17 protein-coding genes are annotated in these 15586 nt (G+C 78.0%); 6 read left to right on the forward strand and 11 right to left on the reverse strand.

All coding sequences use genetic code 11. The annotated features are described in order from the left end of the window. Positions 1-45: 45 nt before the first annotated feature. Both FHN55_RS19710 and FHN55_RS19715 read right to left on the reverse strand, forming a co-directional pair. Complete coding sequence (locus FHN55_RS19710; RefSeq protein ID WP_139714101.1) at positions 46-1197, reverse strand: PDZ domain-containing protein; 1152 nt, start codon at positions 1195-1197, stop codon at positions 46-48. Next, a complete protein-coding gene (locus tag FHN55_RS19715) occupies positions 1194-2396 on the reverse strand; it encodes an NAD-dependent epimerase/dehydratase family protein (protein ID WP_180357964.1) in 1203 nt (400 codons plus the stop codon). Before FHN55_RS19715 ends, FHN55_RS19710 begins: the two co-directional genes overlap by 4 nt. A gap of 195 nt (positions 2397-2591) precedes the next feature. Between FHN55_RS19715 and FHN55_RS19720 the strand changes: the two genes are divergently transcribed. Together FHN55_RS19720 and FHN55_RS19725 are read left to right on the forward strand one after the other, a co-directional pair. Further along, positions 2592-4154 (forward strand): zinc-dependent metalloprotease, encoded by a 1563-nt coding sequence (locus FHN55_RS19720; protein ID WP_257571142.1) that lies wholly within the window; start codon positions 2592-2594, stop codon positions 4152-4154. 7 nt (positions 4155-4161) lie between these two features. Beyond that, positions 4162-4785, forward strand: coding sequence for an NUDIX hydrolase (locus FHN55_RS19725; RefSeq protein ID WP_139714103.1), 624 nt, complete (start codon positions 4162-4164; stop codon positions 4783-4785). A gap of 92 nt (positions 4786-4877) precedes the next feature. Here FHN55_RS19725 and FHN55_RS19730 read toward each other — a convergent pair whose 3' ends face one another. Beyond that, positions 4878-6371 carry a serine hydrolase gene (locus FHN55_RS19730; RefSeq protein WP_139714104.1) on the reverse strand — a complete coding sequence of 498 codons (1494 nt, stop codon included), beginning with the start codon at positions 6369-6371 and terminating at the stop codon, positions 4878-4880. A gap of 58 nt (positions 6372-6429) precedes the next feature. Further along, a complete protein-coding gene (locus FHN55_RS19735) occupies positions 6430-7047 on the reverse strand; it encodes a M48 family metallopeptidase (RefSeq protein WP_180357965.1) in 618 nt (205 codons plus the stop codon). 379 nt (positions 7048-7426) lie between these two features. Here FHN55_RS19735 and FHN55_RS19740 point away from each other — a divergent pair, with 379 nt between their 5' ends. From FHN55_RS19740 to FHN55_RS19755, 4 genes are all read left to right on the forward strand, one after another. Next, positions 7427-7582 (forward strand): DUF5679 domain-containing protein, encoded by a 156-nt coding sequence (locus tag FHN55_RS19740; RefSeq protein WP_109773365.1) that lies wholly within the window; start codon positions 7427-7429, stop codon positions 7580-7582. An 84-nt stretch (positions 7583-7666) separates the two neighbouring features. Next, on the forward strand, positions 7667-8650 hold the full coding sequence (locus FHN55_RS19745; protein WP_139714105.1) for a thiamine biosynthesis protein ThiF: 984 nt from the start codon (positions 7667-7669) through the stop codon (positions 8648-8650). Positions 8651-8707: 57 nt separating this feature from the next. Further along, on the forward strand, positions 8708-10132 hold the full coding sequence (locus FHN55_RS19750; protein ID WP_306821827.1) for an AarF/ABC1/UbiB kinase family protein: 1425 nt from the start codon (positions 8708-8710) through the stop codon (positions 10130-10132). 162 nt (positions 10133-10294) lie between these two features. Beyond that, positions 10295-10645 (forward strand): Lsr2 family protein, encoded by a 351-nt coding sequence (locus FHN55_RS19755; RefSeq protein ID WP_139714106.1) that lies wholly within the window; start codon positions 10295-10297, stop codon positions 10643-10645. 85 nt (positions 10646-10730) lie between these two features. Here the strand turns inward: FHN55_RS19755 and FHN55_RS19760 are convergent, their stop codons facing one another. The 7 genes from FHN55_RS19760 to FHN55_RS19790 form a co-directional block, all read right to left on the reverse strand. Then, on the reverse strand, positions 10731-11216 hold the full coding sequence (locus FHN55_RS19760; protein ID WP_139714107.1) for a hypothetical protein: 486 nt from the start codon (positions 11214-11216) through the stop codon (positions 10731-10733). Further along, positions 11213-11752: a pilus assembly protein gene (locus tag FHN55_RS19765; protein ID WP_139714108.1), complete on the reverse strand. Its 540-nt coding sequence runs from the start codon at positions 11750-11752 to the stop codon at positions 11213-11215. Before FHN55_RS19765 ends, FHN55_RS19760 begins: the two co-directional genes overlap by 4 nt. Beyond that, complete coding sequence (locus FHN55_RS19770) at positions 11749-12168, reverse strand: hypothetical protein (RefSeq protein WP_218974838.1); 420 nt, start codon at positions 12166-12168, stop codon at positions 11749-11751. Before FHN55_RS19770 ends, FHN55_RS19765 begins: the two co-directional genes overlap by 4 nt. After that, positions 12165-12380: a hypothetical protein gene (locus FHN55_RS19775; RefSeq protein ID WP_139714109.1), complete on the reverse strand. Its 216-nt coding sequence runs from the start codon at positions 12378-12380 to the stop codon at positions 12165-12167. The genes FHN55_RS19770 and FHN55_RS19775 overlap by 4 nt, the downstream gene beginning before the upstream one ends. Before the next feature lie 80 nt (positions 12381-12460). After that, a complete protein-coding gene (locus FHN55_RS19780) occupies positions 12461-13420 on the reverse strand; it encodes a type II secretion system F family protein (protein ID WP_218974839.1) in 960 nt (319 codons plus the stop codon). After that, positions 13417-14283, reverse strand: a complete 867-nt coding sequence (locus FHN55_RS19785) for a type II secretion system F family protein (RefSeq protein ID WP_139714110.1) — start codon at positions 14281-14283, stop codon at positions 13417-13419. Before FHN55_RS19785 ends, FHN55_RS19780 begins: the two co-directional genes overlap by 4 nt. Beyond that, positions 14283-15521: a CpaF family protein gene (locus FHN55_RS19790; protein ID WP_218974840.1), complete on the reverse strand. Its 1239-nt coding sequence runs from the start codon at positions 15519-15521 to the stop codon at positions 14283-14285. Before FHN55_RS19790 ends, FHN55_RS19785 begins: the two co-directional genes overlap by 1 nt. Positions 15522-15586 lie beyond the last annotated feature (65 nt).

Genomic DNA, 15586 nt, shown 5'->3' on the forward strand with positions numbered 1-15586 from the left:
TCTCGGAGGACCTGGCAGCCGCGTCCGCCCCGCGGCGAGGGCCCGTCAGGAGCAGCCCGGGAGGTCCTGGCCCCGGCCGGCGCCGACCTCCTCCACCGCCCGGCGCGCCTCGGCCAGCGTCGAGACGGCCACCACGCGCAGCCCGTCCGGCACGCGGCCGGCCACCTCGCCGCAGTTGGCCGCCGGCGCGAGGAACACCTCGGCACCGGCGGCCCGCGCGCCGAGCATCTTCTGCCGGACGCCGCCGATGGCCCCGACGTTCCCCGCGGAGTCGATCGTGCCGGTGCCGGCGAACCGCTTGCCGCCGGTCATGTCCCCCGGGGTCAGCAGGTCGACGACGCCGAGGGCGAACACCATCCCCGCGCTCGGCCCTCCGATCCGGTCGACCGCGATCTCCACGTCGACCGGCGGCTCGGCGCGCTCGCGCACGAGCACCCCGAGGACGGGCGAGCCGTCCTGCCCGGCCGTGACCGGCACGGCGGCGTCCACGGCCAGCCCGTCGCGCTGCACCCGCACGTCGGCGTCCCGGCCGACGCCGACCGACCGGATCGCGTCGCGCAGCGCCGTCGCGTCCGTCACCGCCGCCCCGTCGACGGCGGTGACGACGTCCCCGTCGCGCAGCTGCCCCGCCGCGCCCGAGCCGTCGACGACGTCCGTCACCACCACCTGCACGGGCACGTCGTAGCCGAGCTCGGTGAGGGCTGCGACGGTCGCGGCCTGCTGGGAGCCGGTGAAGGCCGCCGCGTTGCTCTCGTCGACCTGCTGCTCGGTGGCGCCGGGCGGGAAGAGGGCGGCCTCCGGGAGCACGGCGCTGTCGTCGTCCAGCCAGGCCGCCAGCTGCCCGCCCAGGTCCAGGGACCGGCCCGGGCCGCCGCGCACGCTCACGGTGGTGAGGTCCAGCGAGCCCGACGCGGGGTACGTGGGGGCCCCCGTGATGGAGATGAGGCGCTGGTCGCCCTGCACGGACAGCACGTCGCGCACCGGGCCCGGGCTCTCCACGGCGAACGGCACCGGCAGCAGCGCCACGACCGACACCAGCGCCACGGACACCGCTCCGCAGACGACCGCCGCGACCGCCCGGGCCGAGGCCCGGACCTGGGCCGGCGTCGGTGGGGCCAGCTGCTCGAGGTCGTCCAGCTCGTCGGGCCGCTCGTCGGGCCGCTCGTCGGGCCGCTGGCCGGACTGGGAGGAGGTCACCGGCCGCGCCGCGCCCGCGCCTGGCGCAGCACCGCCGCCGTCGCCACCACCGCCACCGCGGCCCCCGCCGCACCCGCGGCACCCAGGGCGGCCTCGCGCGGCAGCCGCGGCGCACCCGCCGCTCCCCGCCGGCCCGCGCGGCGCTCGGCCACGCCCTCCAGGAGCACCGCCAGGCACTCCTCGTTGCTGCGCGCCGGGCGCCACCCCGCCTCCCGCAGCCGCTCGGAGGAGACCGCCCACGGGTGGACCACGTAGGCGAGGTCGCCGGCGGGCGTCGGCAGCAGCCCCAGCCGCGCGAGCCGCTCCGCCGTCGCCTGCGCCAGCCGGGCCGGCAGCTCCACCGAGCGCAGCCCGGAGGAGCGCTCCAGCGCCTCGTGCGGCAGCACCCCCTCGGCACCGGCGCCCAGCGCCCCGGTCAGCCCGCGGTCCAGGACCACGGCGACCGCGTCGGCGAGGTCGCCGGTGTGGCAGAACTGCCACACCGGGGCCCGCTCGCGCAGCGCCAGCAGCCGCGGCACCTCGAAGGACCGCGTCACCACCGTGTCCACACCCGGACCGACCACCGCAGCGGGCCTCAGCACCGCCGTCGGCACACCGGGCAGCGCCCGCGCGGCGCGCTCCCACACGTCCTCCACCGCGAGGAGGTCGCCGACGAGGCCGTCGTCAGGGGCCGCCAGCAGCGGGGCGTCGTCGGGAAGCGGCACCGGGGCGTCCGGCAGCGCCCCGTGCACCATGGCGCTGCTCACGAGCACCAGCCGGCCCGCACCGGCCGCGGCGGCGGCGGTGACGACGGCCCGCACCGACGCCTCGGCCCGCTCGCGGCGCCGGGCCGCCGGCGTGGCCAGAGCGGCGCGCAGGTCGCTGTCGAGGGCCACGTGCACCACCGCGGCCGGCGCGCCGTCGAGCCCGGTCGGCCCCGTTCCGGCGGCACCGCCGGACATGGCGGCGAGCACGTCCGGCGTGGTGAGGTCCACGGCCACGCGCAGCGGGCGCCGCCCGGCGCCCTCGTCGTCGTCCTCAGGGCCCTCCGCGGGAGCGGCGGCTGCGCCCGGGGAGTCCTCCAGGGCGACGACGACGGCCCCCGCGGCCGCCAGCCCGCGGGCGACGGCTCGCCCCGCCGGCGTCTGCGCACCCGTGACCACGACGTGGCCGTCCAGGGACAGCGGGACCGCTACCCCGCCGTCGACCAGGTCCCCCACCCGAGCTCCTCCGCCGCTGCTGCTCAGCCGCCGGGCCTGCGATGGACGTTCGCTGCGAGCGTCACTCCGGGGCGGCCACCGCCCGCGGCCCCTGGGTACCGTGGGCGCAGACGGCGGCAGGCACATCCTGCCGCCTCGCCCCGGCGGCGGGCGCCGCACCGCCTCGGCTCCCCCTGATGCGCGGCTGGAGGACCGGTGCCTGACACCCCGCCGCCCCCTCGTCCCGACGAGGACCCGGAGGAGGGCACGTCGGGCGAGCGTTCCGCAGACGGCACCCCCGGAGGCTCCAGCGGTCCCGGCGGACCGGCCGACCCCCTGTCCCAGCTGTTCTCCGCCCTCGGCGGTGGCCTCCCCGGCGGCGCCGGTGGCCTCCCCGGCGGAGCTGGCGGGCTGCCCGGCGGTCTGGGGGGCCTGGGAGGTCCCGGAGGCCTGGGCGGTGCCGGGGGCATCGACCCCGCGCAGCTGTTCGAGCAGCTCCAGAAGGACCCGCAGGCCATGGCCCAGGCGATGGCCGCCGTGCAGCAGCTCATGGCCTCCGCCGGTGACGGGCCAGTGAACTGGCAGCTGGCGCACGACGTCGCCCGCCAGGCCGCCGTGGCCGAGGGAGACCCGGCACCGAGCTCCTCCGACGAGCGCGAGGTCTCCGAGGCGCTGCGCCTGGCCGACCTGTGGCTCGACCCCGTCACCGACCTCACCTCGGCCGCCGCGGCGGGCCGCGCGTGGTCGCGCTCGGAGTGGGTGGAGGCCACGCTGCCCACCTGGAAGCGCCTGGCCGAGCCGGTGGCCAGCAGCGTCGCCGACGCGGTCGCCTCCGCCATGGCCGAGCAGGTGCCCGAAGAGGCTCGCGGCATGGTGGCGGGCGCGTCCTCGATGATGCGCTCGATCGGCGGCACGGTCTTCGGCGCGCAGCTGGGCCAGGCCGTCGGCGGACTGAGCCGCGAGGTGGTCTCCGCCACCGACGTCGGCATCCCGCTGGTGGCCGGCAGCACCACCGCGCTGCTGCCCAGCGGCGTCGCCGCCTTCGCCGACGGCCTCGGCGTGCCCGCGGGCGAGGTGCGCCTGTTCCTCGCGGCGCGCGAGTCCGCGCACGCCCGGCTGTTCGCCGGCGTGCCGTGGCTGCGCGGGCACCTGCTGGGCTCGGTGGAGGCGTACGCCCGCGGCATCACCCTCGACACGAGCCGGATCGAGGAGGCCGTCCGCAACATCGACCCCTCCGACCCGACGGCGCTGCAGGAGGCGCTCGGGTCGGGCGTGCTGGAGCCGGAGAAGACCCCCGCGCAGCAGGCGGCGCTGGAGCGGCTGGAGACGGCGCTGGCGCTGGTGGAGGGCTGGGTCGACCACGTGGTGGACCAGGCGACGCGCTCCACGCTGCCCAGCAGTGCGGCGCTGCGCGAGGCCGCCCGCCGCCGCCGGGCCGTCGGCGGTCCCGCCGAGCACGTCATGGCCGGGCTCGTGGGCCTGGAGCTGCGCCCGCGCCGGCTGCGGGAGGCCTCGCGGCTGTGGGAGGCCGTCGAAGCGGCCCGCGGCGCCGAGGGCCGGGACGCGGTGTGGGCCCACCCCGACCTGCTGCCGACGCCCGCGGACCTGGACGACCCCGAGGGCTTCGCCACCCGGCGCAGCGACGCGGAGGCCGCCTCGGCCGACGTCGACGCGGCCCTGGAGGCCCTGCTGCGCGGCGAGGAGACCCGCGGCGACGACCCCCGCCCCGAGGAGCACCGCCCCGACGGCGACGACGACGCGGGCAGCGCCCCCCGGTGACCGGGGCGTGACGCCGGCACAGGCCGACGCCGAGCTGGCTGGTCTGCGCCTGGCCGGCCCCAGGCAGGCGGAGCTGCTCGCGGCCTACCGCGACCAGCTCGCCGCCCACCCCGGGGCGGGCGCCGGCGGGACGTTCGCGGGCAGCGCCCTGCACCGGGACGGACCCCCGGCCCACCTCACGGCCTCGGCCCTGGTGCTGTCCGCCGACGGCGACCGCGCCCTGCTGCTGCTGCACCGCAAGGCCGGTGCGTGGCTGCAGCCGGGCGGGCACCTCGAGGCCGGCGACCCCTCCCTCGCCGCGGCGGCCCTGCGCGAGGCGTCGGAGGAGACCGGGCTCGGACCGGTGCTGCAGCCGGCCGGGGGGCTGGTCGACCTGCACCACCACGCGCTCGGCGCGGCCTTCGGCCGCTGCCGGGAGCACCTCGACGTGGCCTTCGTGCTCACCGCGCCGGACGGCGCCGAGCCCGTGGTGAGCGCGGAGAGCGAGCACGTGGCGTGGTTCGCCCTGGACGCGCTGCCCGAGGGCGTCGCCGCCGACGTCCCACCCCGGTTGCGACGCGCCGCAGCGCTGCTGCGCGGCCTGCGCGCGCAGGACCCCACCGCAGGTGACCCCGGTCAGCTCCGGGAGTGACCTGGGTCAGCTGCGGAGCCGTCGGCCCTGCGGCGACCCACCGCGGGTGACCTCGGTCAGCTGCTGTGGCACCCGGTGGCGGACGGCCGTCCTCAGGCGCGCGGCTGCGGCCCAGGGGTGGGGCGGTGCGTGATGCCGCCGGCGCCGCGCACGGTGGTGGTCCGACCGGTGTCGTCGAAGGTGTAGCGCAGCAGCTCCCCCGGGGCGGCGAAGCCGGGCGCCGCCGTGACCAGCAGGGCGTCGTCGCCGGCCACCCGCAGCTCCGCGACCGGGCCCGGGACGTCGGCGACCGGGTCGAGCGCCACCAGCCGGTCCCCGAGGCGGACCACGTCGAGCACGCCCCACTGCGACGCGAAGCGCCCGGTGAAGCGCTCCAGCGCACCGGGCCGGGCGGCGGCCGGGTCGGGGGCGCCGGTCGTGGCGATCTCCACGAGCCGCAGCACGCCGCGGGCCAGCGGGAGCGCCGGCCCGTCGACGGCGTTGGTGCACACCGCCACCGCCAGGCCCGTGGCCGGGTCGAAGGCGGTGCGGGTGGCGTGCCCGAAGTAGCCGCCACCGTGGCCGGCGGTGCGGCGCCCGCCGGCGGTGAGGCGCTGCCAGCCCAGGCCGTACTCGTCGCCGCTGGCGGCGGGGCCGTCACCGCTGGGGTCGTCGGTGGCCCAGGCGCCCTGCCGCGCCAGGCGGCGCAGGTGCGCCGGCAGGACCCGCCCCTCGTCGTCGTCCTGCCCACCGGGGCCGCCGGCGGCGGGGACGTCGCAGTGAGCGCTCGCCCACCGGACCAGGTCCTCGGCGGTGCTGGAGACGCCGGTGGCGGCGTCCATCGCGCGGGCGTCGGCGGTGAGGGCGTCCCACACCACCGGCCGGCGCGCACCGCCGAGCGCCGCGAGGGTGTGGCCGCTGGCGTGCTCGGCGGCGCGCGCCGGCACCCAGGACGGTTCCGTGCGGCGCAGGCCGAGCGGCTCCAGCAGCTCGGTGCGCACCAGCTGCGCCCACGGCCGCCCGATGGCCGCCTCGAGCACCAGGCCGAGCGCGGCGTAGCCGAGGTTGGAGTACTTGAACCGCTCGTAGACGCCGAGGACGGCGACGCCGGGCGCCGAGAGCACCGCCAGCAGCTCCGCGCGGTCGGGGAAGGGGCGCTCGCCCTGCCAGTGGTCGGCGTCGCCGTGGCCGGCCCCCTCGACGCTGTCGCGCGCCAGGCCCGACGTGTGCTCCAGCAGCGCCCTCAGCGGCACCTGCGCGGCGGGGCTCCCGGCGGCGACGAGCTCGGGCACCCACCGGCCGAGCCGGTCCTCCAGCGACAGCGCCCCGGCGTGCGCCAGCCGCAGCACGAGGGTGGCGGCGAAGGCCTTGGAGTGGGAGGCCACCCGGAAGAGGTGGTCGGTGCGCAGCGGCTCTCCCGTGCCCTCGTCGGCCACGCCGGCGGCCGTGCTGAGGAGCAGCTCGCCGCGCAGCGCCAGGGCCGCCTGGACGCCCGGCACGCGCAGGTGGTCGCGGCGCGCGGCGAGCCAGTCCCGCGCTGCGGCCGCCGCCGTGCGGACGGCGGCGGCGTCGAGGTCGGACGGGTGGTCTGCGCCGGTGGTCGCCACGGCCCCACCCTCGCACCGCCGCCCCTGCGGGGAGGTGGCGTCAGCCGGGGAGGTGGCGTCAGCCGGGGAGCTGGGCGGCGGGGTCGGCGCCGTCGTCGACGTCGGCGATGGGCAGGTCGCGCGCGGTGGCGAAGCCCTCGAGGTAGCCGCGGGCGCGCTCGGTGCGGGGGTAGGCCTCCACGAGCTCCCAGAAGCGGTCGCCGTGGCCGTGCTCGAGCAGGTGCGCCAGCTCGTGCACGAGCACGTAGTCGACCACCCAGGACGGCATCCCCTGGAGCCGGTCGGACAGGCGGATGGTGCCGTCGGCGGTGGTGGTGGAGCCCCAGCGCGTGGTCTGGTTGGCCACCCACCGCACGCTGGAGGGCCGGGCCCGCCCGCCGAGGTAGCGGGCGCTGAGCTCGGCGGCGCGGCGCGCGAGCGCCTCGTCGCTGGGGCGGCGGCGCTGGTCCTGCGCGGCGAGCTTGGTGACCATGCGGTCCACCCAGACGCGCTCCTGCGCGCGGGTGAACCCCGCCGGGATGCAGACGACCACGGTGCCGCCGTCGCGGAAGGCGGTGACGGTGCGTCGGCGCCGAGCGCTGCGGCGCACCTCCACGGGCGGGAGGTCGTGGGCCACCGGGCGCGCCGTCGTGGGCACGGGGTCGCCCCCGGCCGCTCGCGCCCCCTGCGCCGCCATGCAGCAACGCTACTGCCCCGAGGGCCCCGCCACCGGCCACGACACCCGCTCGGGGGCCACGGGGAGGAGCTCGGCGGCCTGGGCGGGCATCCGGTGGGCGCTGTCGCCACCACCCGCCACGAACCGGCACGCTCAGTGACCACCCGCGGGGGACGGACAGGGCCGGACGGGCGCTCCCGCGTTGACGGTGCCCGCCGCCGGCCCTACCGTCGTCACCAGTCCTCCGGTCGAGGGGCCCACCGCAGGGGAAGGCGGGATGGTTCCTCGACCGGGGGACGACTGCTGTCCGGCCACCGCCGTCCGGACCAGCCGCTACGGTGGCGCGGACCGCACCACCCGTCCGGGCCCCCCGCCCGGGCCCAGACACGAGGAGGCCCCCGTGGCCGAGACCTACTCGGGTTCGTTCTACTGCGTGAAGTGCAAGGAGAAGCGCGACGCCGAGGGCGGCGTCGTGGAGACCAACGGCCGCCGGATGGCCAAGGCGAAGTGCCCCGTGTGCGGCACCAACCTCAACCGCATCCTCGGCAAGGCCTGAGCTCCGCCCCCTGCACCGCCCCGCTGGCGCCGCCCCTGTGGACGGCGCCAGCGGCGCAGGGCGGACCGGTGCCACGCTCCTCGAGTGAGCGCCCCGACGTCCCTGCGCCTGCGCCCCGGCCTGCTGACCGCGTGGCGCTCCCCCGGCCGGCTCCAGCTCGGTGTGGGCGCCGTCGCCCACGTGCTGGAGGGCCTCACCACCGCTGACGAGCTGGTGGTGGACGCGCTCGCCACGGGAGCCGACCCCACCTCCCTGCAGCGGCTCGCGGCCCTGCACGGCGGCCCCCCCGAGCGCACCCGCGCCCTGCTCGAGGCCCTGGCCGGCGCCGGCGCCCTGGAGCGGGTCGAGGGCAGGGGTCCCGGCGCACGACCGGACGGGCTCGCGCGGACGTGCGCCGCCGTCGTGGGGGCCTCCCCCACGGGGCGCGCCGTGGCGCTGGGCCTGGCCGCGGCCGGCGTGGGCGCGGTGCTCGTGGAGGACGAGGCCCCGGTGACCCGCGCCGACGTCGGCCCCGCGGCCTTCTCCCCGTCCGACCTGGAGCTGTCGCGCGGAGCTGCCGTCGTGCGCACCCTGCTGCGGCACCACCCGTCCGTCCGCGTGCAGCCGCCCCCGGCCGGGCGCGTGCGCCCCGACGTCGTCGTCCTGGTGGCCTCGGGAGCCCACGACGCGCGCCGGGCGGAACCGCTGGTGCGCGAGGGCGTGCCGCACCTGGGCGTGCTGCACCTCGGCGCAGCAGCGGTGGTGGGGCCGCTGGTGCGCCCCGGGGACAGCGCCTGCCTGCGCTGCCTCGACCTGCACCGCACCGACCGAGACCCGGAGTGGCCGCGCCTGCTGCCGCAGCTGGCCGCGCCACCGGGCGGCCCGCGGCGCCCGGAGCCCGCGGACCTCGCGGCGCTGGCCGCCGCGGTGGCGGTCCAGCAGGTGCTGGCGCAGCTGCGCGGCCACGAGCCCGCCGCGCTCGACGCCACCCTGGAGCTGGACGGCGCCGGGGCACTCGGCGTGCGCCCGTGGTCGGCCCACCCCGCCTGCGGGTGCACCTGGGCCGACGGGGTGCTGGCAGCGGGCTGACGGCGCGGTGATCGGGCCGGCGCTGCGAGAGCCCGGAAGCCGTCGCAGGATGGCGGGGTGGACGCACCCGCCGAGGACCCCCTGGACCGCGCGCCGGACGGCTGGGCGGAGGGTGCCGACGACGACGAGCGCGGCGGCCGCCGGGGCGGCGCCATCCCGCGCGGCTCCCTCGGGCGCGGCCTGCGCCTGGCCCAGCTGCCGGCGGCCTTCGCCGGCCGCCAGGCGGTCGGGCTGGGGCGCCGGCTGGGCGGCCGCTCCCAGGCCGACGTGCAGGCCTCGGTGCAGCAGGCCACGGCCGAGCAGGTCTTCAAGGTGCTCGGCCAGCTCAAGGGCGGCGCCATGAAGGTGGGGCAGGCGCTGTCCGTGCTGGAGGCCGCGCTGCCCGAGGAGCAGGCCGGCCCCTACCGCGCGGCGCTCACCAAGCTGCAGGACGCCGCTCCCCCGATGCCGGCGGCCACGGTCCGCGCGGTGCTCGCCGCCGAGCTGGGCCCGGGCTGGCGCTCGCTGTTCCGCAGCTTCGAGGAGAAGCCGGCCGCCGCGGCGTCCGTCGGGCAGGTGCACCGCGCGGTGTGGTCGGACGGCCGGGACGTCGCGGTCAAGGTGCAGTACCCCGGCGCCGGCGACGCGCTGCTGGGAGACCTCGACCAGGTGGGCCGCCTCGTGCGCGTGGCGGCGGGGTGGATCCCCGGCATGGAGGTCGGCCCGATCATCGCCGAGCTGCGCGAGCGGGTGGCCGAGGAGCTGGACTACCGCGCCGAGGGCGCCTCCCAGCAGGCCTTCGCGGACGCGTTCGCCGACGACGACGAGGTGGTCGTCCCCGCCGTCGTCATGGCCACCGGCCGCGTGCTGGTCAGCGAGTGGCTGGACGGGGTGCCGCTGTCGAAGGTGATCGCCGAGGGCACGCAGGAGCAGCGCGACCTCGCGGCCCGGCGCTACCTGGAGGTGCTGCTGCTGGGCCCGGCGCGCGCCGGTCTGCTGCACGCCGACCCCCACCCGGGCAACTTCCGGCTCACGCCCGACGGCCGTTTCGGCATCCTCGACTTCGGTGCCGTGAACCGCCTGCCGGACGGAATGCCGCCCGCCATCGGAAGGCTGCTGGGGGCCGCTCTCGACGGTGATTCCGAGACCGTCGCCGACGGCCTGCGGGAAGAGGGCTTCATCCGCGAGCGCATCCAGGTGGACCCCGACCAGCTGCTCGACTACCTCAGCCCTTTCGTGGAGCCGCTGCGGCACGAGGAGTTCAGGTTCGACAGGGCGTGGCTGCAGTCGCTCTTCAAGCACGTGAACGACCGCGAGCGCCCCGAGTGGACGATCAACCTCAAGGTCAACCTGCCTCCGGAGTACGTGCTGATCCACCGCGTGTGGTTCGGGGGGATCGGCGTGATGTGCCAGCTGGGCGGCGTCGTCCCCGCCGTCCAGGTGCTCGCCGACTTCCTCCCCGAGTTCGCCGAGGAGGACGCCGAAGAGTCGGAAGTCTCCTGACTCCGAGAGGTCCCTGCCGCCCGAGGTGAGTGATATTCCGCCGCCGATCCGGTGGTGGGCCGCACCCGTATTGCGAATTCTTCGGCACGTGTGCGATAAATGACGCGCACGTCCACCTCTCGGTGGACCGTGCCTTTCCCAGCCCTTTGCGAGAGAGACGGCATGGCCACCAAGACCATCACCCACATCACCGACGACCTCGACGGCACCTCGGACGCCGAGACCGTCAAGTTCGGCCTGTGGGGAGCCACCTACGAGATCGACCTCTCCGAGGACAACCAGAAGAAGCTCGAGGCCGCCCTGGAGCCCTTCCTCAACGTCGCCCGGAAGTCGACGGGCGGGGGCGGCGTCCGCCGCGCCAGCACCTCGCGCAGCACCGGCTCGTCCTCGGGCGGCGCCGACTACGACGCGAAGGCCGTGCGCGCCTGGGCCTCGGCCAACGGCGTCTCGGTGCCGGCCCGCGGCCGCATCCCCAAGACGGTGCTCGAGCAGTACCAGTCCGCCGCCAGCTGACCCGGTGGCCGGTCGACCGGCCGCAGGCACCACCGCAGCGCCCGTCCCCGTCGTGGGGGCGGGCGCTGCGTCGTCGTCGGCGGCGTCAGGGCAGGACCAGGCCCTCGCGGGCGCGGGAGGTCACCTGCAGCGGCACGGTGACGCCGTCACCGACCCACGCCGGCAGCAGCGCCGGCCTGACGCTGGCGGCGAGCGTCACCTCGGCGGTCGTCCCGTCCGGGGTGCCGGTGGGGGCGACCACGGCCACGCCGAGCAGGTCCCCGGGCTGCGGGGTGCGGGCCAGCAGCTCCGCCGCGCTGCGCCGCACGCCGTCGTCGTCCAGGGGCACGCCCTGCCCGGGGAGCACGCCGTCGCGGTAGTAGGCGGCCTCGTCGAGGGCGTCAGCGGCGTCGAGGGCGGCCGCGTCGGCCGCGGCCAGCAGGTGCGTGCGCGCCAGGTGCAGCTCGGTGGCCGACGCCCCGACCAGCACCAGGGCGACGACGACGACCGCGTCGACGATGACGAGCGGCGCGACCGACCCCTCGTCCCCCCTGCGCACCGGGCGCAGCGCCGCGGCGCGCGGGCGCCTCACCGCGAGGCTCCCGCCGCCGTCGTGGTCCTGGCCGTCGTGGCCGCCGGCAGGGCCGCGAACCTGTCCACGACAGCGGTGCCGGTGGCCTCCACCGGCACCTGCGCCGGCACCGCAGAGCGCAGCAGCGGCGGGACGAACGGCAGCGGGACGTCCACCCGGACCGTCACGACGACGGCGGCGTCGGGCGCGAAGCATCCGGCGGCCTCGCAGGACGTGCTGGCGGTCGCGTCGGCGGTGGTGAAGCCCTGGTCGGTGAGGGCGAGGTCGAGCGCGGCCTGGGCGCGCCCGGGCGCCTGCGCGGCGTCGGCGGCCGTGACGTAGGCGCGGGCGGCAGCGCGCGAGCCCGCGGCCGCGGCGTAGGCGCCGGCCTGCAGCCGCGCGAGGGTCACCACGAGGTAGGCGACGGGCACCAGCAGGAGCAGCGCCAGCACGATGAACTCCACCGAGGCGCTGCCGGCGTCGCCGCGGCCGCTGCCGCTGCCGAGGGACACCGGCCGGTGGCGCAGGGCGGCCAGCCGGCGGCGCAGCGGCCTCACGGGAGCACCTCCACCAGGCCGTGCCCGCGCACCGCCATGGTGCCGCCGCCGAACCAGCCCACCAGCGGCAGCGGGACGGTGGCGGTGACCTCGACGACGTCCAGGCCGCCGCGGTCCACCTCGGCGGCCGTGACGTCGTCGGCGTACGCGGCGGGCAGGGAGGCGCGGATGAGCTCGCGCGCCCGGTCGGCGCCGTCCGCCGGGGTCCGGTCCGCCAGGGCGCCGAAGCGGGCCCCCTCCCCCACGCAGTCGACGAGCGTCCCCCGCAGGTGCAGGGCCAGGCCCAGCTGCAGGAGGCTCGCGAACAGCACCGACACGAGCGCCATCACCATGACGCTCTCGGCGACGGCGGCTCCTGCGTCCCCGCGGGGCGCCCGGCGGTGGTGCGGCGGAGCAGCCACCGCCAGGGGCGTCACGGGACCTGCACGGCGCTGACGGCGCTCTCGAACATCTGGACCAGCAGCGGCTGGGCCACCGCCGCGAGGCCGACGACGATGCCGGCGGTCATCACGGTGACGAGCACCCAGCCGGGCACGTCGCCGCGCTCGCGGTCGCCGTCGTCGGGCAGGGCCGCGACGACGCGCAGGGCGTGGGCGGCGGTGAGCACCAGGGCGGTCAGGCGGGACATCGGGTCCTCCGGTGTGTCGGTGGTCGTCGGCGGGCGCCGAGCGGGGCGGGTCGGGGTCGAGCTGTCGAGCAGGTCTGGGGTCACGGGGACAGGCGCAGCACGGCCAGCCCGGGGTAGACGGCGAAGAGCACGGTCACCGGGAGCACGAGGAAGACCACCGGGACGATCATGGCGAGCTCCTTGCGGCCGCCGGCCTCCACGAGCCGGCGGCGGGCCAGCTGGCGCACGTCCTGCGCCTGCGCCGCCAGGACGTCGGCCAGGGGGGACCCGCGCTCGACGGCCACGGCGATGCCGTCGACGAACCGGGTCAGAGGAGCCGCGGAGGTGCGCTCGCCCATCCGCGCGAGGGCGACGACCAGCGGCGTGCCCGAGCGGGCGTCGGCGAGGGTCGTGCGCAGCTCTCCCGACAGCTCTCCGCGGCAGGTGCGCGAGACCCGGTCGAGCGCACCGACGGCTCCCTCGCCGGCGCCCACCGCGAGGGCCAGCAGCTCGGCCACGGTCGGCAGCTCGGCGAGGAGGCGCTCCTCGCGCCTGCGCACGGCGCGGCCCAGCGCCTGGTCGCGAGCCAGCACGCCGCCGAGCACCGCGCTCGGGACGAGCAGCACGGCCGCCAGCAGCGGAGCGCCGCGGGCGACCACGGCGAGCGCTGCGAGCAGGCCGGCAGCCCCCGCGAGCGCTCCCCAGACGACCTGCTCCGCGCGGTAGTGCTCCACGGTGGTGGCGCTGCCCGCCTGGAGCAGGCGGCGCGAGACGGCGGCGGTGCTGGGCGAGCGGCGCGCTGCCGCGCGCGCCAGCGGGGCGAGCAGCCCCCCGGGCGAGGTGCCGAGCAGCCGTGCCAGCACCCCCGCGGGCGCCCGTCCCGGCGCGAGCAGGCGGGAGCCGCGGGGCCGGTCGGCCAGGTGCGGTGCCAGCCGGGCGTCCAGCGACGGGCGGGCCCAGGCGGGGACGCCGAGCACCGCCAGCCACAGGCCGGCGCCGGTGAGCAGGCCCAGGACGGCGCCGACGGGGCTCAGGCCGCCGACACCCGCCAGCCCGCTCACCGCAGCACCCGCTCGTCCTCGGGCAGCCGGCCCACCCGGCGCATGACCGCGTAGGCGAGGACGCAGCACGCCGCTCCGGAGCCGATGACCAGCGCACCCGCCGGTTCGCGGAACGCGCTGACCGTGCCGGGGCGGGTGCACAGCAGCAGGAGCACCAGCCACGGAGCGGCGACGGCGAGGCGCGCGGTGGTCACGGTCCAGCTCTGGCGTGCGAGCAGCTCGCCGCGCGTGCGGGCGTCGTCGCGCAGGAACGAGGACAGCGAGCGCAGCACCCGGCCGAGGTCGCTGCCGCCGACCTCCCGGGTCAGGCGCAGCGCCTCCACCACGCGGTCGGCCACCGGGTCGGCGAGGGCGTCCTTGAGCCTGTCCAGCGCGGGCAGGAACCGGCCGGTGGCGCGGTGGTCGTCGGCGAAGTCCGCGAAGGCCGGTCGCAGCGGCTCCGGCCCGTGCACCGCCAGGGCGGCGAGCGCCTCGGGCAGCGACAGCCCGGCGCGGACGCCGGAGGCGAGGTGGTCCACCGCGTCGGGCCACAGCTCGCGCACGGCCGCTGCACGGCTGCGGGCGCGGGCGCGCAGGAGGGCGACCGGCCCCCAGGAGGCGCCGGCGCCCAGCACGAGCGACAGCAGCGGTGCCCCCGCCACGAGGAGGGAGGCCAGGGCGACCGCCAGCGCGCAGGCCGCGCACGCGGCCACGAGCACCGCGAGCGGCAACCCGGCCAGGCCGGCGCGGGCGAGCAGGTCCTCGGCCCTGGCCCGCAGGCCGGGACGGGCACCTGCTGCGTCGTCGTCGCGGTCCTCCACCCAGCAGGCCCACCAGGCGCAGAAGAGGCCCGCGCCCAGCAGCAGGCCGGTCAGCGCCCCCATCAGGCCTGCTCGCGCAGCAGCGCCGCGAGGTCGAAGCCGGCGCGGGCGAAGCGCTCCTCGTGCGGCGCCGCGGCGGTGCCACGGACCAGGCGCGGGCTGCCGCCGTCCAGCACGGTGCCGAAGACGGTGCCGGTCTCGATGACGCCGCCCTCCACGCGGCCTGGCACGGCGAGCACCTCGCGGACGCGCCGGCGGCCGTCGGCCTCCAGCGCCACGTGCACCACCAGGTCGACGGCGGAGGCGACCGTCGGGACGACGAAGTCCGCGGTGACGTTCGGGCCGGCCAGCAGCGGCAGCGTGCACAGCTTGGTCACGGCCTCGCGGGCGCTGTTGGCGTGCACGGTGGCCATGCCCGGGAGGCCGGAGTTCAGCGCGATGAGCAGGTCCAGGCTCTCCGCCTGGCGCACCTCACCCACCACGAGGCGGTCGGGGCGCATCCGCAGCGCCTCCTTGACCAGGCGGCGCAGCGTGATCTCCCCGGTGCCCTCCAGGCTGGGCTGGCGGCACTGCAGGCCCACGACGTCGCGGCCGGCGAAGGCCAGCTCGAAGACCTCCTCGACCGTGATGACGCGCTCGCGGGAGGGGATGGCCGCCGAGAGGCAGTTGAGCATGGTGGTCTTGCCGGCCTGCGTGCCCCCGGCCACGAGCACGTTCAGCCCGGAGGCGACGGCGGCGTCGAGGAAGGCGGCGCAGCCGGCCGTCAGGGTGCCGAGCTGCACGAGGTGCTCGGTGCGGGAGGCCTTCACCACGAACTTGCGGATGTTCACGGCCCAGTGGCGGCGCGTGACGTCGGGGATGGCGACGTGCAGTCGGGCGCCCGAGGGCAGGGCCGCGTCCACGAAGGGTGAGCTGAGGTCGAGGCGGCGGCCGGTGGTGCGGAGCATGCGCTCGACGAGGTCGTGCACGGCGCTCTCGGTCAGGATCGTGGTGGTGAGCTCCGAGCGGCCGCCGCGCGCGACGAACACCTTGCCGGGCTCGTTGATCCAGATCTCCTCGACCTCGGGGTCGTCCAGGTGCACCTGCAGCGGGCCGAAGCCCGCGACGGCGTCGACGACGGCGCGCACGGTGCCGCTGCGGTCGGACAGGCCCGGCAGGACGCCCTGCAGGGACCGCTCGTCGTAGTCGGCGACGACCTCCTCCACCAGGCGGCGCACCACCTCGGCGTCGGCCGAGGGGTCCAGCGCGCGCCGGCGCACCAGCTCGCGGACCTCGTCCTCGACGATGGCGGTCGCTTCCACGCCCGTCCCCTCCTGCTCTCCAGCGGTCCTGCAGACCTCCTGCAGCCCTGGCGCCGTGTCGGGCG

Source organism: Streptomyces sp. NP160 (genome assembly GCF_006335115.1).
In the GTDB taxonomy this organism is placed as follows: Bacteria; Actinomycetota; Actinomycetes; order Actinomycetales; family Quadrisphaeraceae; genus Quadrisphaera.